This is a genomic window from Alteromonas macleodii ATCC 27126, assembly GCF_000172635.2.
Taxonomy (GTDB): Bacteria; Pseudomonadota; Gammaproteobacteria; order Enterobacterales; family Alteromonadaceae; genus Alteromonas; species Alteromonas macleodii.
This window is the reverse complement of record NC_018632.1, coordinates 4,117,263-4,138,965: the sequence shown is the minus strand read 5'-3', so window position 1 is coordinate 4,138,965 and position 21,703 is coordinate 4,117,263. Positions and strand designations below refer to the sequence as shown.

Here is a 21,703-nt window from a genome sequence, read left to right as displayed (position 1 = left end):
TTATAGCCATGCCTCAGCATGAGACCAAGGCAAATGGCGATGAAATTAATTGGCGGTGACGATTACTTTAAGCCATAAGGAAAACTGAAATGACAGAAAAAAGGGGCAGTCTTTATCTTAAATGCCGCCCACCGTTAAGATGAAGGGTTTGCCCTGTCACGTAGTCACTATCAAATAAATAGTTCACGGCTTTCACGGCCTCTTGCGCCCCCGGTACTATCTCTAACAGTGATTTTCCTATCGCTTTTTGCTTATAAGCTTCGTCATCACCCTCATTGAACATAAGCAAAGCTGGGGCAATGCTATTTACTTTTACCTTTGGTGCTAGCTTCTTAGCAAATGATAGGGTCAGGTTGTGCAGGGCTGCCTTACTTGCCGCATAAGCCATGTGTTTCTCGCTGCCTGTTTCTTGAACGTAGTCAGTCATATGAATAATGTCAGACTGAACGTCGCAATCACAAAGAGCCTTTTCAAGTTCCAAGTTTATGCGGTAAGGGGCAACAGCATGGACCAACATCATTCGTTCAATCAAGCTATGCTTGTCATGGTTATCTTTTTCTTGCGCCCAATCTGACGCGTTGTGGATCACCGCTCGATAGGTTTTACTGATTGCCTTAATCTCATCAATTGCTCGATCAATAGCCGCCTCAGTGCTAAAATCCGCCTGTAAGACTGTAGCACCTTTATCCTCAAGCATTGAAATACTTGGACGAAGTGTTCGATAAGTCACGACAACGTGGTGGCCCTGGTCAAGTAAACTATTGGCCATAGCTAAGCCTAATCGTTGACTTGCGCCTGTAATTAACACAGGTGAATTCAAGATGATGTCCTTCTTTCGTAAAAGGTAACGGTTTTATTATTCTGTGCCAAATGCACAGTCGGTAGCAATGACATTAAATAAAAGTCATGTTGCCAAGTAATCGATCTGTAACGAACTCATGCTCGTACAAGATCAAAAAAGAAGTAACTACGGATAAAGTAATGTTAGCAAAAGAAGCGGTAATTGTGCGCGACGCACTAGACCCCTCTATTTCAGAGCCAGCACAACGTGTACGAGAAGCATTAGAAGCCAAAGGTTTAGAAACACCTATGGTGGCTAATGGTCTTACTGACGAGCAAAAGCGCAAACGAATTGAAAGTGCTATGCGTGACGTAATGGACACGCTTGGCCTTGATCTAACTGACGACAGTTTGTGTGATACGCCCACGCGAATCGCTAAAATGTATGTTAATGAAATCTTCGGTGGATTGGACTACCGCAAATTTCCTAAGATTACTGCCATTGAAAACAAGATGCAGATTGACCAGCCTGTACAGGTATCTGATATAAGCCTGACCAGCACCTGCGAACACCACTTTGTTACTATTGATGGCACGGCAACCGTTTCTTATATTCCAAAAGATACAGTAATCGGCCTTTCAAAGATTAACCGTCTTGTGGGTTTCTTTGCTCAACGTCCACAGGTACAAGAGCGTTTAACTCAACAAGTGTTAGTTGCGTTGCAGACGTTGACCAATACTGAAGACGTAGCGGTGAGCATTAACGCCACGCACTATTGCGTTAAGGCGAGAGGGATCCGTGATACTAATTCATATACGAAAACGTCTGCGCTCGGCGGCCGTTTCCTTACTGATAATGAATTGAAACGAGAGTTCTTTCGGTAGTTAATGGTTGTTTGTTTCGCAACTTTACTTAAGAACTTTAAAAGCCGCTCATGAAGCGGCTTTTTGTTTGCTAACATTTTGCTACGCTTTCCAATGCGCTTTATTTGATAACAAGCTCTGCATCCAGTGAATCGACAATCAAATTGATACGGCCACCAATACCATCGGCCGCCGTTAAACTGAGTACTTTATTGCAGCACCCACAAGATTCATGCTGTTCGTGATACATGTCGCGAACTGTTTCTAACTGGAAGTCATTTATTGCGCCGCAATACGGGCACATGTATTCCAAAGCACTATCACTTTGCATCGTTTTATCCGTTACCATGTTAAACATATCCATATGACATAAGTCGAATCCCGCTGTGTAATACTTCTGCGTGAAGCAAGAAACAAACCACACACAACAAGAAGAGTGCTACTTCCGCGTCAATCAGTTTGAGACCCAGTCAAACACAGGCCAAGCTACCAAAGTTATGCGGAAGCTACGTGAACTATCTATTCACTATAAAAAGTATAGTGGGTATTTATTGGTGTGCCTGTGAAAAAATGACTTATTCGATAAGTCACTGGCAGTAAAGATAATTAATTTGGCGACTAAGCCGCGGATAACTTGCTAACCACTTTTCAAACAGCAATTAGCAAGATATGGCGAAAGCTCGAACTTTAATCAGCAAGAAGCCACATTTGTTGAAAAGGCTCAAGCAATAGTGGTGAAGCATTCATTTCGACAGTTTCATCAGTTAGCAAATCTCGGCTTGATGCGCCCTTTAGTGTTGCCAAAAGGCTACGCTGAATGGTCTGAGGGTGCTCACTGAAGTTACATATCACAAGCAGCTTGTGACCCTGTGTATTTTCCCGAAGAAAAGCAAAGCAATGATGGTTATCGGCATCTAAAATTTGGGTGCTAGACTGCCCGAAAATCGCATTCTGCTTTCTAATTGCTATCATTTTGCGCAATCCGTTAAACACGCGAAGGCTCGCAGTCTCTGTAGGGTTGGCTGGCGACGTGTTTCCTAGCGCCAATTCCGTATCTGCGCGGGTAACGGCAATTCGGTTTACCCATCTGTCGTCGTGCTTTTTGGTGTCATCAAATCGATAGCTGTAGTCATTAAGCTTGCCTACTTCATCACTTGAGTAAAGTAACGGAATACCTCCAATGCTAAAGGTGATACCGTAAAGCAGCATCATTCGCTTCACAGCGTCATCAATGCCTTTTGAATCGTTGGATTTAAGCGCGCCTTCTAGCCCACATAAAGAGGCCAGTGAACCACACACACGACAATCGCCGTTAGAAGGGTTTTCAGCAAAAGGCACGCCGTTGGCAAAACTTCCTTCAAAACGACCGGTATAAAATTGGTTAAGAAAATGGCGGTGATCGAATGCGTTAATACCCAGTTCGTTGGCTACCGCGTCGTCGAAGGTCCATCCGATATCGTCGTGGCATCGCACGTAGTTCACCCATGTGCAGTTCTCAGAAATAGAGAAGCTCTTTTTCATTGAGCGCGTAAGCAAACGGGTTTTACGCGTGGCTAACGAATTCCATAGCAGTGCCATTAGCAAAGGGTTGTAGGATAGCTGACACTCATCTTTGTCGATGTACTTAAGTACTTCGTCAGGGTGCACGATGGCTTCTGACTTAAAGACCACGGCAGGCGCTACAATTTGTAAGCAACAGTTGAACGCTTGTATAAGAACATGGGCCTTTTCCTGATTTTCGCAGTTAGTACCAAGCTCTTTCCAAATAAAGGCCAACGCATCTAAACGCAGTGCAGCGCTACCTATATTGGCCAGAAACAACATTTCAGACGTGATAGCGTTAAACACCTCAGGATTACTGTAGTTTAAATCCCATTGAAAGCTGTTAAATGTCGTCCATACCCATTTTTCTATCTGTTCATTAAAGGTAAAGCTACCTCTTCTTACCTGGGGAAATATTTCTCTTAAAGTATGTTCGTACTGATCGGGAATGGTTCTGTCATCGAAAAGGTAGTAGTAGTCTTGAAACTGCTTCTCACCTGCCAGTGCAGCTTTCGCCCAAGCGTGCTCGTCAGAGGTATGATTGAACACAAAGTCGAGAACAAGATTTATTCCCTCTTTCTGAAGTGCTGAAGCAAGCTTTTCTAGGTCTTTAACTGTGCCTAGCGTTGGATTAACCTTGCGATAATCCGACACAGCATATCCTCCATCGCTATCCCCTTTGGGCGCATCGTATAAAGGCATTAAGTGCACATAGGTAACGCCTAAAGACTTAAAGTAGGGAATTTTGTCATGCAAGTCATTCAAAGTGGGGCCCATCAGGTCAACATAGCAGGCCATGCCGACTTGCTGTTCATCGCGATACCAAAGCGGGTTTTTTAACCTTTCATTATCAAGCTTTTTGAGGGCTGGTTTACGGTTTTTTAAACCGTCTCTTAATATTTCAACCAGTTTTTGTAAATGAAAGTAGCAGTCATACAGGTGCCCATAAACGTAGGTATATTTGTCAAAAAGACGAGGAAAATGTTCCTTCAAGCGACGCGTAAAAGTTGTTGCATCTTTCTTACTTAGGCCAGATAAATCGGTTGATGCCAAGATTCGGTCTAAACATACACCACTGTCAGCAGCATAGCTCATAGAAAACTCCAAAGTGCGACGCTTAGGTGCGTCATACAACCTATCCTAATTAACGGGTTTACAGGCTTTTTAAATTCTGTTAACTTTTATCTTAAACGATTAAGCTCATTTATCAAGTTTATTACATCGTTATTTTTGACCTACTGAATGCGTGCAATGATCAACGTGTTTTTGTGAAGTTTAGAAGGGCTGAACAAGGCCTTTCATACCGTGCTTGTGAGACAGACTATGCCCAATCATGATCCTAGTAGCAGAATTATCAGATGGCTAACCTACCTAATGTTTATGATGTTTGCGATGACGTCAGACTCGGTAGGCGAGATAATCAAAGAAGTGAAAGTGGCGTTCTCTGTCACCAATGCTCAAGCAAGCTTAATGCATTCACTCCCCATGTTAGGTATTGCCTTATCGGGTCTTTTCCTAGGTTTTTTGGCTGATAAGTTAGGCCGCAAGCCTACCATTATCATTGGTTTAGCGTTGTTTGGCCTTGCATGCTACAGCTTTTTAATTGCTAACGACTTTGTGTTGATTGTTAGTTTAATGAGCTTATCTGGCGTTGCCGTGGGCATCTTTAAAACAGGTGCGCTGGCGCTCATCGGTGATATTTCAACATCGACCAAACAGCACACAGCTACTATGAATGGGGCAGAAGCCTTCTTTGGCGTTGGCGCAATTATCGGGCCTCTTATTGTCGCTTATCTCATTCATCAAGGCGTTGCATGGCAGTGGCTTTATGTAATCGCCGGTGGTGTTTGTACGCTACTTATAATCGGTGCTTTGCTGGTGAAATACCCCGCTTACACTCGCGATACAGCCTCAGGTGAAAAGGAAGTATCGATAGCGCAGAGCTTAAGTTTAGTGAAAAACCCCTATGCTTTAGGATTTTCAGTAGGCGCGTTTTTATATGTCGCCGCAGAAAGCGCCATTTATGTGTGGATGCCGAGTTATTTAGTGTGCGACGCGACTACGCTTAAAGCGACCTATGATTGTTATACTGAAGGCTTCTCTCAGACCCTTGCAATATACTCGGTAACGGCATTCTTTATCCTTCGTGCTGCAGGGCGTTTCGTAGGCATCTGGATGATGTCTCACTTCAACTGGGCATTGGTTCTCATGGTGTTCACTGGTGCTATTGTACTGTGTTTCGGTCTTGGTCTGTGGGGCGGAAAACAGCTTGCGTTGTTTCTATTCCCGCTAACGGGCACTTTTATGTCAGTAATTTATCCTACCTTTAACTCAAAAGGCATAAGCTGTTTCCCAAAACATCAACACGGAAGCGTAGCCGGAGTAATCTTGTTCTTCACCGCAGCAGGTGCGGCTGCAGGGCCTTTCATCATGGGCCTGGTGAGCGACGCCAACGGTGGCGACGCCAAGTATGGCTTTATGGTAGCCACGGGTTTTGCTGCCGTGCTCTTTGTTGGCTTGGTGTATAACTACATTAAGAACCCTACCAAAGAACGTTTAGCGGAAATTGAGGCAAGCGAATACGCCAACTAAATGCAATGCTCGCTCTTTATTCCTTAAAACCGTAACGTGCCGGGCTTGCTCTCGGCACTGGTTTTTCCTCACGTTGTTGTTTAAGCTTCGGTTATTCCTATCAGTTTCTAGTCTAATCACGTTCCATGGATGAGTTAAAACAAGCGCAAGCCCTTTACGACACTCTTGTAGAATTTGCAGTGACCTACAGTTTCCAAATTGTAGGCGCCATCATTATTTTTCTGCTTGGCTGGTGGGTGGCCAATAAAATAGGCCACATGGTTGAAAACCTGATGGTCAGCAGAAATATCGATATTACGCTGAGCCGCTTTACCGGCGGTGCCAGCAAGCTAGTGGTATTGGGTATCGTAATGATTATAGCATTAGGTAATGTGGGCATTAGCGTAACCCCACTTATAGCCGCCGTAGGTGCTGTAGGTTTAGGTGCAGGTTTAGCTATTCAAGGTATGTTGGCCAATTATGCCGCTGGCTTTACCATAATTATTACCCGTCCTTTCGTTGTTGGCGACACTATCCGCGTGCGTGGTGTTGCAGGGGTGGTCGATCAAGTCATGTTGCCCTATACCATTCTTATTGACGAAGACAATGTTCACATCCAAATACCCAACAAACTGATAGTCGGTGAAATCTTGCATAATTCTGCAGAGAACATGTTGATTGAACTTGAAATTGGCGTTGCCTATTCCAGTAAGGTCGATGAGGTAATCGATGTGATTCGCAAGGCTGTTGAAACGGTAGATGGAGTCAGCGAAGAAAAGTCACCCGCCATTGGTGTAGATAATTTTGGCGACAGCAGTATTAACTTTGGTATTCGGGTTTGGGCGCCAGCTGTAAGGCATTTCGAAGTGCGCTATGCACTAAACCAAGCCATTTTCAATGCCCTTCAGCAGCATGATATTGAAATACCATTCCCGCAGCGGGAAGTCAGGATGCTCGACCAATAAAAGTTTGTATCGCTATTGATAAAAATGCCGACTTAGAGACCCCTTATTCGGCATTTTTCTATTACGGCTTCGCGATTTTTAGATTTCGTATAGCTCTAGGGGTAAACCGTCAGGATCTTGGAAAAATGTAAAGCGTTTGCCGGTGTATTCATCGGTTCTCACTGGCTCGCATTCAACTCGCTTATTCGTTAGGTGGTTGATCATTTCATCAAGGTTGTCCACCTTGAACGCTAAGTGCCTAAGTCCTTGCGCTTCTGGGCGCGACGGTCTTTGCGGTGCCCCCGGAAACGAAAAAAGCTCAATCTGACTGCCATCAGGTAACGCGAGGTCACATTTGTAAGAGTCTCTGGCTTCACGGTAGTTTTCATCAATAATCGAGAAGCCCAACACGTCCGTGTAAAACGTCTTTGAGCGAGGGTAGTCACTACAAATGATAGCAACGTGGTGAAAGCCTTTCAGCATCTTAATTTCCTTAATATTTATGCTTACGGCATCTCTTGACCGCGAGCAGCCTCAAATAACTTGTACCAGTGCTCTCGACTTAAATGAACATCTTCAGCCTTTTGGCTTGCTTTAATTCTGTCAATATTGGTACTGCCCAAAACGGGCGCAATGTTGGCAGGATGTCGCATCAACCAGGCCAAAACAATCGCTTCAGGCGTAGTTTGATATTCACCTGCAAGTTGAGCCACTAAGTCTGCTGTTGCACGGTCATTACTATTTTCAACTTTTGCACCTGTGTATCTACCTTGTGCCAAGCTTCCCCATGCCTGAAGTTGCACGTTGTTCATCATGCAGTATTCAAGTGTGCCGGGCGCATAACCTGTATCGCGATTAGCAGCACTGTTGGTAGTAATGCCGTCTTCTAACCAGTCTCTAAAGCCAAGGCTCATTTCAAGTTGGTTGGCAACAATAGGTGTGGAAAGTGCAGACTGCAGGTAATTAATTTGGTAACCATGCATGTTTGAAACGCCAACATGCTTTATTTTACCTTGCTGCTGAAGCAGCTTCAGTGTACCGGCGACTTCGTCTAGCTCCATAAGTGGATCTGGACGATGCAGCAGCAGTATATCAAGCTGTTCTATTCCTAATCTAGAGAGAATGCCTTCAACCGACGTGTGAATGTGATTTGCTGAAAAGTCGTAACGCTTTGGTCCTAAATCATCCTCAAATCGTATTGCACATTTAGATTGGATAATCATTTTGTCTTTTAATTCGGGCGCTTGCTTGAGCGCTTCACCAAAAACCGTTTCGGCTTTGCCGAACGTATAAATATCAGCATGATCAAACACATTAATATCTAAACTCAGTACAGTATCGATGATGCTTCTTGCTTGGCTTATATCGGCTTTGGTTGCCGGTTTGTCGTTCCAACCGCCACCTAAGCCCATGCATCCATATATTAAGCGGCTTGCGTGTGGAAAGTGTGCATTCATGTCATTTTCTCCCTGTTTGAGAATATCGAGTGGGCAGGGCCTGTATTAGCTCAAGGCTTGTTTTAAAAGCACTGTAATATGGTCCAAGCGATAAGAAAAGTCTGATTAGGCGAGCGTATTTTTACTGTCGACCGTTAGCCTAGCTTGAAGGTTTATGGTGTTGCAGCACCGATAAAGATCATTTTTGCGATGTAGGCGTGTATTTAAATTAATCAGTGGGCTTTTTAAAAGCTGAGTTCAAGGAAAAGAGGGCATATGTTTAAGCAGTTAGTTTCAATGATTATGGCGGGTATGGTGTGTGTGGGCTTGTCTGGCTGTACTGGCGTACCTGACAAGGTAGTGCCGGTTGAAGGCTTTGAGCTTCCTCGTTATTTAGGGAAGTGGTATGAAATAGCGCGCTTTGACCATAGCTTCGAAGAAGGATTAAGCGAAGTTACGGCAACCTATAGCATGCGCGATGACGGAGGGGTTAAGGTAATTAATCGCGGTTTTTCAGTAGAAGAAAATGCATGGGATGAAGCCGAGGGCAAAGCGTATTTTGTAGAGTCTGAAACGACAGGGCATCTGAAAGTATCGTTCTTTGGCCCATTTTACGCTAGCTATGTAATTATGGAGCTAGATAAAGAAGGTTATCAATATGCTTTGATAACAGGCCCAGATAAAGACTACCTTTGGATTTTAGCGCGAACACCTTCTATTTCAGATGAAGTCCGCACCCGTTTACTAGAAAAAGCGACATCGGCTGGGTACGACGTTAGCAAGCTTATTTGGGTAGAGCACGGCGAAGAGAATTCATAGCCACTTTCGAGCGAGTTGTTCTGCGCGCAAAATGGGAATTGTGCTATTATTGCGCGCATCTTCCCCTCTGTTTGAATAAGTACTAAGAGAGACAAGGCATGCAAACGCTCACCATTACTACGCCAGACGATTGGCACCTTCACTTTCGCGATAACGAAATGCTAGCTGAAACAGTGCCTGCTACCGCACGTTGTTTCCAGCGCGCTATTGTTATGCCAAACCTTGTACCACCGGTGGTTAATGCTGAAATGGCCATGGCGTACAAAGGGCGAATTGAAGCTGCGCGACCTAAAGGTAGTAGCTTTGAGCCATTAATGACCTTATTCCTTACTAATCAAACTACACCTCAAGACATTATCGATGCAAAACAAGCGGGCGTAACTGCGTGTAAGCTATATCCTGCAGGGGCCACTACTAATTCAGACGCCGCAGTAAAAGGCATTCAGGCTTTATACCCCGTATTCCAAGCCATGCAAGAGCAAGGCTTATTGTTGCTAATTCATGGTGAAGTGACCGAACATCACATTGATATTTTTGACCGTGAAAAAGTGTTCATTGATACCCATTTAGGGCCTATCGTTGACGCATTCCCTAAGCTGAAAGTGGTGTTTGAGCATATTACAACAGCAGATGCCGCAAGCTTCGTAGCGGGCGCCAGCGAATTTGTTGGAGCCACCATTACCCCTCAGCACTTATTGTTAAACCGCAACGATTTACTGGTTGGCGGCGTACGCCCTCATAACTATTGCTTGCCAGTACTAAAACGTAACACGCATCAAAAAGCGTTGCGCGATATGGTGGCAAGCGGCAACAAAAAATTCTTCCTAGGTACCGACTCGGCACCTCATGCAAAACATAAAAAAGAAAATGCTTGCGGCTGCGCGGGTTGTTATAGCGCATGGTCTGCAATTGAGCTTTATGCCGAAGTGTTCGAGCAGCTAGGCGCAATAGATAAGCTCGAAGGATTTGCTAGCCATTACGGTGCAGATTTTTATGGTTTACCACGAAATACGACTACAATGACATTAGTGAAAGAGTCGTGGACGGTGCCAGAACAAGTAACCCTAGCTGATGGCACCGATATGGTTCCATTTTATGCGGGGCAAACGTTGCAGTGGAAATTAGAAAAGGCATTTCAAGCGTAGTTTTTGTTGTTATTGTCTGTTTATGTGCCCTGTGGAGTTCATCCACTTGGGCACAAGCATTCTCTTACTCTCACGCCCCCGATTTACCAAGTACCCTTTCTCCCTCTGAGAAGCAGAGTATTCAATCTTACTCACTCACAGTGTTTAAAAATGCCTTATCAAAAAATGGCATTGATTTAACGCCTGCTACTAACACTTTATCGAATAGTGCCGACGTCCTTATCAATTTGATCAGAGATGAAAATAACGAAGATAGTTATTATTGGATCACGCCGCTATTTGCCTTTGAATGTGGAAATAATGTTCGTTGTACGCCTAATGCGGGCAGTCAGGCAACGACAATAGCAGTGAGCTATATCGCACTGAGCAAAAGTGAAGGTTCTGCCGATATTGCAGAGCGGATGAGCGAGCTGATTGCTCAATACAAAGGTTCAGACAACTTCACATTGCTTGCTAGCGCTATACGGGATGAACTGAAAGCATCTTTCCCGGCCACAATACTTACTTTTGGAACACTAAGCTTAGCAGGTGAGCTGCATGCTAATACCGACAATCTTTGGGTCATCGCCGACATTGTGCCACTTTTTTCAGAGGTGGGAGAGCGAGGAAAGCTTAAAGGTATTGCTGCAGACTTGGTCAGAGACATATTAGATGAGATGACGCTAAAGCAGAATATCCTTTCCGCGCCATGGGAACGTATTGCAAAGGAAGCAATGACCAAGTCTAACGTATTGGTATTCTCAGTAATTCGCACGAGTGAAAGAGAAAGCGTGTTTCACTGGGTAACGCCGGTATCAAGAAACCTTCATGGACTGTACGGCATCGATAAGCCCTATTTTGAATCCTTTGCCAACGTACCAAAGAACTTTAGGGTTGGTACCTTATTGGAAGACTATCGCTATAACGTTGCAATAGAGCATGGCTTCAAAGTAAAAGCCTATGATTCGTGGCAGGCATTAGTGGATGCACTGATCAACAACGAAATTGATACTATTTTCGGTTCTCAGGGGGCAATTGACTTTGGATGTAACCCAAAACAATTTAAATGTGAGACAATAACCCTATCGAGTAAGTACGACATTTCAACGGCCTACCTAGCACTGTCAAAGAAAGACACCTGTGTTTTGGTTTTAGAGAAGCTCAAGTTAGCGGCGGCCGGTGTGAAAATGAGTGACAAGTTTAATGAGCAGCTTTCTTCCTGGAGTGACATGGTGTCCCAAGAATACGGCATAGCTCATCATACCGAACATGGTGTAGTGCACCTTTGGAACCCAAATTAATGACAGTTGAAACAGTTAAGCATTTAGATATAAACCCTGCCATCACCAAGGCGCTAGACTCACAAGGCATTTACCAACTTTCCCCTATACAGGCACAATCGCTCCCTGAGGCGTTGCAGGGGAAAGATGTGATAGGCCAAGCGCAGACGGGCAGCGGCAAGACTCTGTGCTTTGTAATTCCTGCCTTGCAGCACGTAGAAGTGAATGATTTTACCACGCAGGCTATCATACTTTGTCCTACCCGAGAGCTTGCTGATCAAGTGGCTCAGCAGTGCCGTTCGGCGGCTAAGAACATCGGTAATATTAAAGTGACCACGTTATGTGGTGGCCAGCCTATGGGGCCGCAGATTCAGTCACTGAAACATAGCCCTCACATCATTGTGGGCACGCCGGGTCGCGTAATGGACCATGTGGAAAAGCGTCGAATTGACCTAAGTAACGTAAAGTTGCGTGTCCTCGATGAAGCCGATCGCATGTTAGATATGGGCTTTGAAGACGATTTACGCATTATTTTCGGTCAAACGCCAAAACAAGTGCAAACCCTATTGTTTTCTGCAACCTTTACGGAACAAATTGAGCGTGTAGCCAAGCAGTACCTGCACAACCCGGTAACCTGTAAAGTTGAGTCTCAAGACAGTAAACCCGCTATCACCCAATTGGGCTACAACGTGCTCCCGCACACACGCACTCAGGCGCTTAAAGCGGTACTTACCCACTACCAACCTAAAAATGCCATTGTATTTTGTAACCGCAAGGTTCAGGTAAATGAAGTGGTTGAGGAGCTTATCGAAGATGGCTTTAGCGCAGCTGGACTTCAGGGGGACTTGGAACAGCATCAACGCACATCGGTGCTAATGCAGTTCGCCAGCGATGCGCTACAAGTACTTGTTGCCACCGATGTAGCTGCGCGAGGGCTGGATATTGATGATGTTGCCTGCGTAATTAATTATACGGTAAGTGAAGAGCCGGAAACCCATATTCACCGCATTGGTCGCACGGCGCGAGCAGGCGCACAGGGCATGGCGGTAACGCTAGTCAGCGATGACGAAGAGCACTTCTTGCGAAAAATAGAAGTATTGCAAGAAAGCGATATTCCACTTAAAGGCGCACAAAGCCTGCGTTTTCATAAAAATAAAATTACTCAGCCTGAATTTACCTGTATTTCACTAAGCGCGGGTAAAAAAGAAAAGCTTCGCCCAGGTGATCTGGTGGGTGCACTTACCAAAGATGCGGGCATTCCTGGCGATGACTTGGGCAAAATTAAAGTGCAAAACAGCATGAGTTTTGTCGCAGTGAAAACGCGAAGCGTGAAAAAAGCCATGGCGCACTTTAGAGAAGGTAAGATCAAAGGAAAGCGTATTAGAGCCCGAAAACTTTAATAAGAGCTTCAATAAATAAGTATTGACGTTATACAAAGGAAGGTTGAGTGTGGTCGCTGAAACTGACTTGGGCGTGTTACTGAAAAATCTGAATCCTGTGGCGAGTCGTGAAAATTACGTTTTTACTACCTTGCCTGCTGACAGATTAACTAGTGCGTTAATTTCAGTAGCTAAGGGGATGTTTCAAGAACGCGAGGGCACCACCCTTATTCTTCCGGTTGCCGCAGCCGAGAAAGCTAATCTGCAATTTGAAGGTTATTACCGCTGTATAACCTGTGAAGTGCATTCTAGTTTGGAAGCGGTAGGCATGACTGCAGCTATGTCCACCGCGCTGGGTAAGGCAGGAATTAGCGCCAACGTGGTGGCCGCTTATTATCACGACCATATTTTCGTGCCAGCTGAAAAAGCCGACTTGGCGATAGACGTTTTAACGTCGTTGTCTAACTAGGTCTGACCAATCTCTTCCTGCCTATTCTCTTTTCTCAAAAAACCATCAACCAGCCCCATGGTTAAGCAATATTGGGCACCATAGTAAGTTGTCATTACCCAAATGGTAGACAGTGGAAGCGGGGTTTTGAAAACCGACTGGGCGAGAATGGCATCTGATATCACAAAAAATAACGCACCGGTTACGATCAGCTTAGTTTGAGCCAACCACACTGCGGTTAAACCCATCAGTGTGATTACGCTAATATAGGCGACTACAGGGTAAAATAAGGCTTTCGACGCTGGCAGAATGTGCACTGCCATCATTACGGCAAAGCTAATCATAATAATACTAATGAACCACTTTGGTTTGCGTGAAATGATATGGTCGCCGGGCGTTTCTTGTAGGCGGCGATGCAGCAACGCAAAACACATAGCATACGTTAAATGGGCAACAAAAAAGCACGCCAAGCCGGTAATAAAACTATCAGCAAAGGGCAAGGCCAGACTAACATCTCCGGCAAGACTAAAAAGTAACGCCGCCAACACCATGTATCGCGGCATGGCGCTAAGTTTTGTATAGGCGAAAACTGCCAGTACCACAATAGGTAGGGCTTTGGGTAAGAATTGCGCCACGTAGGGGGTAAGCGGCAGCGTCGCCAGGTAAATCAACGCTAAGCTGCTAAAGACAATAGTTGTTCTTACATTCATATTTAGCCTTTTTGAAACTGCTCGGTCATACACTTCAACACGACAAAAAAAGCCCCAGTTTGGTGAAGCAAACATGGGGCTTTAGCTATCGAATTTTATATGCGCTATTCAATGTGCGCGAATTACCAAATTTTTACGCGTTCTTCTGGTGGTAAATACAACGCATCTTCTTCGGTCACGTTAAACGCTTCGTAGAATTCAGGTACGTTGCGAACAGCACCGTTAGTGCGGAACTTCGTAGGTGAATGGGTATCGGTTTGTACTTGGCTGCGCAACGCCTCTTCGCGATATTTGCTTGCCCAAACCTGGCCGTAACCAATGAATACACGCTGATCGCCAGTGAAACCGTCTAGTTCAGGGGCTTCTTCACCATCAAGAGACAGGTGGTAAGCTTTAAGTGCGATGCTGATGCCGCCAAGGTCGCCGATGTTTTCACCTAGGGTATATTCACCGTTCACGTGCAAGTCAGGCAGAACCTCAAACTGGTTATACTGTTCAATCAAGTTTGCAGTGCGTGCTTCAAACTCGCCGCGATCTTCGTCAGTCCACCAGTTTCGCAGAACGCCGTCACCGTCAAAGGTTGACCCTGAATCATCAAAACCATGGCCAATTTCATGACCAATTACCGCGCCAATGCCACCGTAGTTAACCGCATCTTCGGCGTTCATGTCAAAGAACGGAGGTTGAAGGATAGCCGCAGGGAATACAATTTCGTTTAGCGGAGGGTTGTAGTAAGCATTAACAGTTTGTGGTGTCATGCCCCATTCATGGGTCCACACTGGGCCGCCTTGTTTCTTAAGCATTTCTTCGTACAGCACGTCCGAAGAACGCTTTAGGTTTCCAAACAGGTCACTGGCATTAACTGTCAGCGCTGAATAGTCTCTCCACTGGTCTGGGTAACCAATTTTCACGGTAAACTTAGATAGCTTGTCTAGTGCTTGTGCACGGGTTTCATCTGTCATCCAATCAAGATTTTCGATACTTTCTTTGTAAGCTAACAACAGGTTATTAACCATTTCCATCATGCGATCTTTCGCTTCAGGCGGGAAGTGCTGTTTTACATAAACCTTACCGATTAGCTCGCCTACATGAGCATTTGAAAGGCTTACTGCACGACGCCATTGTGGCTGTTGCTCTTCAACACCGCGAAGCACTTTGCTGTAGAAATTGAAGTTTGCTTCATCAAGCTCAGCATTTAAGCGACTGGCTGAAGCATTTAGCAAGCCCCACTTAAGGAACGTTTTCCAATCTTCCAGTGAAGTATCTGCAATAACGCCATCAATGTTTTGCATGTAGTCTTTTTGCAGGATGCCTAGCGAAGGAATGTCGCTAATGTCTGCTTCAGTAAGATAAGCGTCCCAGTCGAACTTAGGCATTAACGCTTTAAGTTCTTCAATTGTCAGTTTGTTATAGTTGGCAGCAAAGTTACGGGCCTGCTCTTTTTTCATATGTAGCTGAGCAATTTTAGTCTCAAGTGCGAACAGCATATCCGCACTTTCTTTAGGCGCGTCGAAACCCGCCAGCTCAAACATGGTTTGAATATGTTTAACGTAGGCATCGCGAATGGTTTGTGATGTTTCGTCGTCCTTGAAGTAGTACTCGCGCTCAGGAAGGCCTAAGCCCGACTGCCACGTGTACATCAAATATTCTTTTGGCGACTTAAGGTCAGGGTATTGAGTTAGGCTGAACGGCGCACCGTAGCCATAGCGAGCTGCATAAGCGAAATACTCAGCAAGGTCGGTGTAGTCTTCAATGGCATCAATCTTAGTTAACTCAGGCTTTAGCGGCGTCGTACCAAGTTCGTTGCGGGTTTCCATGTCCATATAGGCACGGTAAAAATCACCGACTTTTTGCTCGTCGCTGCCCGCTTTAAAGTCGCCTTCGGCAGACGATTTTATAATATCCATAACGTGATCTTGTGCTTCATCGCGAAGGATCACGAAAGAACCGTAGCTCGATTTATCTGCCGGTATTTCAAAATTATCAAACCACTTGCCGTTTACGTAGCGGAAAAAGTCATCACCTGGGTCAACAGACAGATCCATATTTTCTTTAATGACACCTGAAGAAAGCTGTTGCTGAGCTTCTTCGGTAGCCGCGCTCTGTGTCTGTTGTTCTGTGGATGAATTTTGTGGGCTACAAGCCGTGAGGGCCAGTGCCACGCTTAAGCTTAAAACGCTACGTAACATGTCGAGTTTTCCTTTTCATTTTATTGGGCGACATTTGGGCTTGTCGCTTATTGTTTTTAGTGCGTTGCGAAACCTGTGCATCCCTTCGAAAGAATGGTGTGGCGTATTGCGTGCACGCTTTTTACTAATTTTTAGCATGGTGGGGGGGATAGAAAAAGTGTTTATAGTGAAAATACACAGCTTGTAACAACTTGTAGGGCTAATTTCGCTATAGTGTTTTTTTTCACACACTACAACATTCAAGGAACGGCGATGGACTTACACAATACCCCTTTCGATAGCGTATCACCTTGTGAGTACGCCGATGCGCTGCCAAGAGAGCAGTTCATGCACTATGCGATAAAACCATTGTGGGAAGGCATGCCACGCATTGCGGGTCCAGCATTTACCGTTAAGTGTGAGCCGGGAGACCATCTTATGCTGCATGCGGCTATATATCGCGCAAGCCCCGGTGACATTATTGTTGTGGAAGCCGATGATGAATTCGCTGTCGCGGGCGGTAACGTCTGCGCGATAGCCCAGTCGCGCGGCATAAAAGGTTTCGTGATTGATGGTGTTATACGAGATCTTGCAGAAACCCGTGACAACAAGTTTCCGGTATTTGCCAGAGGCGTTATACCCAAGCCAGGCGCCAAAAAGTGCATATCGCCGCTAAATGAGCCGATTACCTGTGCAGGTGTAACTGTTCACGCCGGAGACATTATTGTTGCAGACGAAGAGGGGATTGCAGTAATCCCAAAAGATGAGGCGTTAGCAGCCTATGATATTGCTCAAAAACGTGCCCGGAAAGACGGCTCTATGTCACTTGGGCAGTGGCAGGCTGAACACGCTGAAAAAGTAGAAAGCATACTGGCTAAACTGGGCTTTGCAGAGTGAAAGCTGACAGAAAACTCGCTTATAGTTGGGTTGTTTTATGTTAGCTCTTCTCCAAATAATAATTTTCGCCAAGTATCAGTCTGTGCCAAATATTAACTAATGTTAAACGAGCTTTGCGGTAAAAAAGCACCGCAAAGTTCAACACACTTTCAGTTATCGTGTAGAATTGTGACCCAGCATTTTGGGGCATACGTAAACGTGCTCTGTCACTGAATAACTAACGAGTTCTACATGTTTTCATTTTTTGAAAAGCTGACCCAGCCTTTCCCTGACACGCCGCCTACCCAACCGCCAACAGGTATCGTTGCATTTTGTAAGTACTATACAAAAGGCATGTGGGGCGTAATCCTTACTGTTTCCGTGTTAAGTGCCATTGTTGCCATGTTAGAAGTGGCGCTGTTCGGCTTTTTAGGGCAGTTAGTTGACTGGTTCTCTGATCAAAACCGCGACACGTTTTTAGCAGACCAAAAATTTACCCTTATCGGCATGGGACTAACTGTTCTCGTGTTTATTCCGCTGTTTATTTTGTTGCGCTCGTTGTTTTCACGCCAGTCCCTGATGGGGAACTACCCTATGCGCATTAGATGGCAAGCGCACCGCTACTTGCTTGGTCAGAGCTTAACTTTTTTTCACGATGAGTTTGCCGGCCGTGTCGCTACCAAGGTGATGCAGACTGCGCTATCGGTAAGAGAGACCGTAACCAAGGTTCTCGATTTATTGGTGTACATCAGCGTTTATTTCATCTCTATGGTCGTGCTTATTTTCAGTACAGACTGGCGCTTAGCCATGCCGCTTATCGTGTGGTTCTTTGTATACATTGGCATTTTGAAAGTGCTGGTGCCTAAACTAAAAGAAGTTTCGCAAAAGCAAGCCGACGCGCGCTCATTAATGACCGGACGTATTGTTGATAGCTATACCAATATCACCACTGTGAAGTTGTTTTCACACAGTCGCCGCGAAGCGGATTACGCTAAAGAAAGCATGGATGGTTTTCTTAAAACGGTTTACCCGCAAATGCGTTTGGTCACCGTGTTGGAATTCTGTGTGGAAATGGCTAACGCCATTCTTATTTTCACCATTGGTGCGCTATCTGTGTATTTGTGGATGGAAAACATTGCGAGCCCTGGCGATATCGCCATAGCTATTAGTCTGTGTTTGCGACTAAACGGTATGTCGCACTGGGTTATGTGGGAAGTATCAGGTTTGTTCGAAAACTTAGGCACGGTGCAGGACGGCATGAATACACTAGCGCAGCCTATTGCAGTAAAAGACAAGCCAAAAGCCGATGCGTTAAAGGTAAATGGCGGCGGGATTAATTTCGATAACGTGCATTTTTCCTATTCAGGTGCAGACAACAAACCTATTGATGTGTTCACTAACTTGGATTTAGCCATTAAGCCTGGAGAAAAAGTGGGCTTAGTGGGGCGCTCTGGTGCGGGTAAATCGACGCTGGTCAATTTGCTCATGCGTTTCTACGATACCCAGAGTGGTCGTATTGTTATTGACGGCCAAGATATTACTGAAGTAGGCCAAGAGACGCTTCGTGCTAAAATCAGCATGGTGACTCAAGATACCTCTCTGATGCATCGCTCGGTACGCGATAACATTCTTTACGGACGCACGGATGCGACAGAAGAAGATATGATCCGTGCAGCCAAACAGGCCGAAGCGCACGACTTTATTCTTACGCTTACCGATAGTCACGGTAGAACAGGGTACGACGCGCATGTAGGAGAGCGAGGCGTTAAGCTTTCAGGCGGTCAGCGCCAGCGAATTGCCATAGCTCGCGTATTGTTAAAAGACGCGCCTGTATTAGTGCTGGACGAAGCCACATCAGCGCTAGATTCAGAAGTTGAAGCGGCAATTCAAGCCTGTCTGGATAAAGTGATGGAAGGCAAAACCGTGCTGGCTATTGCGCATCGACTGTCGACCATTGCGCAAATGGACAGGTTACTTGTTCTGGATAAGGGCAACATTGTAGAGCAGGGAACCCATACCGAGCTTATTGCGCACAATGGCATATATGCCAAGCTTTGGGCGCACCAAACGGGCGGATTTATAGGCGTTGAATAGGCAAGGCGCGAATTAGCGTTCAATCGCAGATGGGATGGATAAACCGCTTGTATCTTGAAAGTGGTTAAGTATAATACGCGTCCCTCCCTTGCGATACCGCACTTTCCTTAGAAAAGACGCACAACTCACAAGGGCAGTGTAAGTAAATTTTGTCTTATCGACACCACAGGGGTGTAGTTCGAATTGGTAGAACAGCGGTCTCCAAAACCGATGGTTGGGGGTTCGAGTCCCTCCACCCCTGCCAAATTTACTTAAACTAAGAATTTTTAAGTTGCGCATTTTTTAGATGCGTAAAACAACGACGCTGTAGTGCTAGGATCGTAACATGAGCGAAAAGACGGAAAATCAGTCCAATGCATTGGACATGTTTAAATGGGTAGTGGTTTTTGCACTACTTGCCGGTTTAGTAACCGCTAATACAATGTACGGTGAGATCTCGGTACTATACCGTGCCATCGCAATTGTTGTAGTTGTTGGTATAGCTGGTTTCATCGCGGCAACTACCGAAAAAGGTAGCACCTTCTTGAGCTTTGCTAAAGAGTCTCGCACAGAAGTTCGCAAGGTTGTGTGGCCAACTCGCCAAGAGGCGAACCAAACTACACTTATCGTGCTTGCAGCGACGTTAATTATGGCACTAATTTTATGGGGACTAGACGGCATCATCGTTCGTGTAGTTGGCTTTATTACAGGAATAGGAGCATAACCGTATGTCTGAAGAAGAAGCAGTAAAGAAAAGATGGTACGTAGTTCAAGCCTATTCACAATACGAGTCTCGCGTTAAGAAGACCCTGCTTGAATACATCAAAATGCACAATATGGAAGACTACTTCGGTCAGGTACTAGTACCAACAGAAGAAGTAGTAGAAATGCGTGCGGGTCAAAAGCGTAAATCTGAGCGTAAGTTCTACCCTGGTTACGTATTGGTAGAAATGGCGATGACAGAAGAGTCATGGCACTTAGTGAAAAGCGTACCTCGCGTACTTGGTTTCATCGGCGGCACATCTGACCGTCCTATGCCAATCACGCAGAAAGAAGCTGACGCTATCTTAAATCGTCTTGAAGAAAACGTTGATAAGCCAAGACCAAAGACGCTGTTCGAGCCAGGCGAAGTTATTCGCGTTATCGATGGCCCATTTGCAGACTTCAACGGTGTGGTAGAAGAAGTAGACTACGAAAAGAGCCGCGTAAAAGTATCGGTGCTTATCTTCGGGCGTTCTACTCCAGTAGATCTAGAATTTGGTCAGGTAGAAAAAGGCTAAGCCTATTCAAGCTACCGTATAGTATTTTTAAAAAGCCCCGTTTGACGGGGCTTTTTTGTATAAGGTCTCCGGTTAAACGGCGAGAGCGTAAAAATACTGACCTTTCGATGGTTTTTTATTCTAAATAGCCCTTGCATAGTAATTAATCACCTTATATAATGCGCGCCCTTTTAAACGGAAACGGGAAGCCGATTGAGCAAATAATCTCTGTATTTGCGAGGCGTTAGACCCAAACAAGAGAGCATGTAAAATGGCTAAAAAAGTAAGCGGTATTATCAAGCTTCAGGTTGCAGCAGGCGCTGCTAACCCAAGTCCACCAGTTGGTCCTGCACTAGGTCAACACGGTGTAAACATCATGGAATTCTGTAAGGCTTTCAACGCGAAAACAGAAAGCCTTGAGAAAGGCGCTCCAGTACCAGTAGAAATTACTGTATACGAAGATCGCTCTTTCACATTCGAAACTAAGACTCCTCCTGCGTCTTACCTGCTTAAGAAAGCAGCGGGCATCAAGAGTGGTTCTGGCCGTCCTAACACTGAAAAAGTGGGTAAAGTTACTCGCGCTCAGTTGGAAGAGATTGCTAAAACTAAAGAGCCAGACCTTACTGCAGCTGATCTAGATGCAGCGGTACGCACTATCGCGGGTTCTGCTCGCTCAATGGGCTTGAACGTAGAGGACTAATCGAATGGCTAAATTAACTAAACGCGCTCGCCTAATCCGCGACAAAGTTGACTCTACTAAAGAGTACGAAATCAACGAAGCAGTAGCGCTTCTTAAAGAACTAGCAACAGCTAAGTTCGCAGAAAGCGTAGACGTATCTGTTAACCTTGGTATCGATGCGAAGAAATCTGACCAAAACGTTCGTGGTGCAACTGTACTACCTAACGGTACTGGTAAAGACGTTCGCGTTGCAGTATTCACTCAAGGTGCAAATGCTGAAGCAGCTAAAGAAGCTGGTGCAGACATCGTTGGTATGGATGACCTAGCTGAGCAAGTTAAGAAAGGCGAAATGAACTTTGACGTAGTAGTTGCTAGCCCAGACGCAATGCGTGTTGTTGGTCAACTAGGTCAAATCTTAGGTCCACGTGGCCTTATGCCTAACCCAAAAACTGGCACTGTAACGCCTGACGTTGCAACGGCAGTTAAGAACGCTAAAGCTGGTCAGGTACGCTACCGTAACGATAAGAACGGTATCATCCACGCTAGCATCGGTAAGATCGCGTTCGAAGCGAACCAAATTCAAGAAAACCTTGAAGCGCTACTTGAAGCACTTAAGAAAGCTAAGCCTTCTTCTGCTAAAGGTACATACATCAAGAAGATCAGCTTAAGCACTACAATGGGTGCTGGTGTTGCTCTTGATAAGGCTTCTGTAGGTCTTTAATTTCGCTGAGCTTAGGCTTATCGAAATCTC

At 45.3% G+C, this 21,703-nt stretch carries 21 protein-coding genes and 1 tRNA gene; 15 read left to right on the top strand and 7 right to left on the bottom strand.

The annotated features are described in order from the left end of the window. Window positions 1-112: 112 nt before the first annotated feature. Window positions 113-820: a dihydromonapterin reductase gene (folM, locus tag MASE_RS17650; protein WP_014951062.1), complete on the bottom strand. Its 708-nt coding sequence runs from the start codon at window positions 818-820 to the stop codon at window positions 113-115. Between the two features lie 161 nt (window positions 821-981). On the opposite strand from folM, the gene folE reads away from it, so the two are divergent. Beyond that, the gene (gene folE, locus MASE_RS17645; RefSeq protein ID WP_014951061.1) at window positions 982-1,665 is read left to right on the top strand and encodes a GTP cyclohydrolase I FolE; all 684 of its coding nucleotides are present in this window, start codon (window positions 982-984) and stop codon (window positions 1,663-1,665) included. Window positions 1,666-1,765: 100 nt separating this feature from the next. On the opposite strand, the gene MASE_RS17640 is transcribed toward folE, so the two are convergent. Both MASE_RS17640 and MASE_RS17635 read right to left on the bottom strand, forming a co-directional pair. After that, on the bottom strand, window positions 1,766-2,008 hold the full coding sequence (locus MASE_RS17640) for a hypothetical protein (RefSeq protein ID WP_014951060.1): 243 nt from the start codon (window positions 2,006-2,008) through the stop codon (window positions 1,766-1,768). Between the two features lie 323 nt (window positions 2,009-2,331). Next, entirely contained in the window at window positions 2,332-4,281 is a 1,950-nt protein-coding gene (locus MASE_RS17635) for an amylosucrase (protein WP_014951059.1), read from the bottom strand. A 279-nt stretch (window positions 4,282-4,560) separates the two neighbouring features. On the opposite strand from MASE_RS17635, the gene MASE_RS17630 reads away from it, so the two are divergent. Together MASE_RS17630 and MASE_RS17625 are read left to right on the top strand one after the other, a co-directional pair. Further along, on the top strand, window positions 4,561-5,778 hold the full coding sequence (locus MASE_RS17630; protein WP_014951058.1) for an MFS transporter: 1,218 nt from the start codon (window positions 4,561-4,563) through the stop codon (window positions 5,776-5,778). 125 nt (window positions 5,779-5,903) lie between these two features. Then, a complete protein-coding gene (locus MASE_RS17625) occupies window positions 5,904-6,722 on the top strand; it encodes a mechanosensitive ion channel family protein (protein WP_014951057.1) in 819 nt (272 codons plus the stop codon). A 78-nt stretch (window positions 6,723-6,800) separates the two neighbouring features. Here the strand turns inward: MASE_RS17625 and gloA2 are convergent, their stop codons facing one another. Further along, window positions 6,801-7,184, bottom strand: a complete 384-nt coding sequence (gene gloA2 / locus MASE_RS17620; RefSeq protein WP_014951056.1) for an SMU1112c/YaeR family gloxylase I-like metalloprotein — start codon at window positions 7,182-7,184, stop codon at window positions 6,801-6,803. Between the two features lie 23 nt (window positions 7,185-7,207). Beyond that, window positions 7,208-8,158 carry an aldo/keto reductase gene (locus MASE_RS17615; RefSeq protein WP_014951055.1) on the bottom strand — a complete coding sequence of 317 codons (951 nt, stop codon included), beginning with the start codon at window positions 8,156-8,158 and terminating at the stop codon, window positions 7,208-7,210. A gap of 255 nt (window positions 8,159-8,413) precedes the next feature. Between MASE_RS17615 and MASE_RS17610 the strand changes: the two genes are divergently transcribed. From MASE_RS17610 to MASE_RS17590, 5 genes are all read left to right on the top strand, one after another. After that, window positions 8,414-8,956 (top strand): lipocalin family protein, encoded by a 543-nt coding sequence (locus MASE_RS17610; protein WP_014951054.1) that lies wholly within the window; start codon window positions 8,414-8,416, stop codon window positions 8,954-8,956. 98 nt (window positions 8,957-9,054) lie between these two features. Continuing rightward, the gene (pyrC, locus tag MASE_RS17605) at window positions 9,055-10,101 is read left to right on the top strand and encodes a dihydroorotase (RefSeq protein WP_014951053.1); all 1,047 of its coding nucleotides are present in this window, start codon (window positions 9,055-9,057) and stop codon (window positions 10,099-10,101) included. Continuing rightward, a complete protein-coding gene (locus MASE_RS17600; RefSeq protein ID WP_014951052.1) occupies window positions 10,071-11,381 on the top strand; it encodes a substrate-binding periplasmic protein in 1,311 nt (436 codons plus the stop codon). Before pyrC ends, MASE_RS17600 begins: the two co-directional genes overlap by 31 nt. Beyond that, on the top strand, window positions 11,381-12,760 hold the full coding sequence (gene dbpA, locus MASE_RS17595; protein ID WP_014951051.1) for an ATP-dependent RNA helicase DbpA: 1,380 nt from the start codon (window positions 11,381-11,383) through the stop codon (window positions 12,758-12,760). The genes MASE_RS17600 and dbpA overlap by 1 nt, the downstream gene beginning before the upstream one ends. 49 nt (window positions 12,761-12,809) lie before the next feature. Further along, window positions 12,810-13,208, top strand: a complete 399-nt coding sequence (locus MASE_RS17590; protein WP_014951050.1) for an ACT domain-containing protein — start codon at window positions 12,810-12,812, stop codon at window positions 13,206-13,208. Here MASE_RS17590 and MASE_RS17585 read toward each other — a convergent pair. Together MASE_RS17585 and MASE_RS17580 are read right to left on the bottom strand one after the other, a co-directional pair. Then, a complete protein-coding gene (locus tag MASE_RS17585; protein WP_039229366.1) occupies window positions 13,205-13,897 on the bottom strand; it encodes a lysoplasmalogenase in 693 nt (230 codons plus the stop codon). The genes MASE_RS17590 and MASE_RS17585 overlap by 4 nt on opposite strands. A 122-nt stretch (window positions 13,898-14,019) precedes the next feature. After that, window positions 14,020-16,086, bottom strand: coding sequence for a M13 family metallopeptidase (locus MASE_RS17580; protein WP_014951048.1), 2,067 nt, complete (start codon window positions 16,084-16,086; stop codon window positions 14,020-14,022). Window positions 16,087-16,338: 252 nt separating this feature from the next. On the opposite strand from MASE_RS17580, the gene MASE_RS17570 reads away from it, so the two are divergent. From MASE_RS17570 to rplA, 7 genes are all read left to right on the top strand, one after another. Further along, window positions 16,339-16,962 (top strand): RraA family protein, encoded by a 624-nt coding sequence (locus tag MASE_RS17570; protein ID WP_014951047.1) that lies wholly within the window; start codon window positions 16,339-16,341, stop codon window positions 16,960-16,962. Window positions 16,963-17,193: 231 nt separating this feature from the next. Continuing rightward, window positions 17,194-19,035: an ABC transporter ATP-binding protein gene (locus MASE_RS17565; RefSeq protein WP_014951046.1), complete on the top strand. Its 1,842-nt coding sequence runs from the start codon at window positions 17,194-17,196 to the stop codon at window positions 19,033-19,035. Window positions 19,036-19,202: 167 nt separating this feature from the next. Next, window positions 19,203-19,279 (top strand) — tRNA-Trp (locus MASE_RS17560). An 81-nt stretch (window positions 19,280-19,360) separates the two neighbouring features. Beyond that, window positions 19,361-19,738 (top strand): preprotein translocase subunit SecE, encoded by a 378-nt coding sequence (secE, locus tag MASE_RS17555; protein ID WP_014951045.1) that lies wholly within the window; start codon window positions 19,361-19,363, stop codon window positions 19,736-19,738. A gap of 4 nt (window positions 19,739-19,742) precedes the next feature. Further along, window positions 19,743-20,294: a transcription termination/antitermination protein NusG gene (gene nusG / locus MASE_RS17550; protein ID WP_014951044.1), complete on the top strand. Its 552-nt coding sequence runs from the start codon at window positions 19,743-19,745 to the stop codon at window positions 20,292-20,294. A gap of 250 nt (window positions 20,295-20,544) precedes the next feature. Continuing rightward, entirely contained in the window at window positions 20,545-20,973 is a 429-nt protein-coding gene (gene rplK, locus MASE_RS17545; RefSeq protein ID WP_014951043.1) for a 50S ribosomal protein L11, read from the top strand. A 4-nt stretch (window positions 20,974-20,977) separates the two neighbouring features. Then, window positions 20,978-21,673, top strand: coding sequence for a 50S ribosomal protein L1 (gene rplA, locus MASE_RS17540; protein ID WP_014951042.1), 696 nt, complete (start codon window positions 20,978-20,980; stop codon window positions 21,671-21,673). Window positions 21,674-21,703 lie beyond the last annotated feature (30 nt).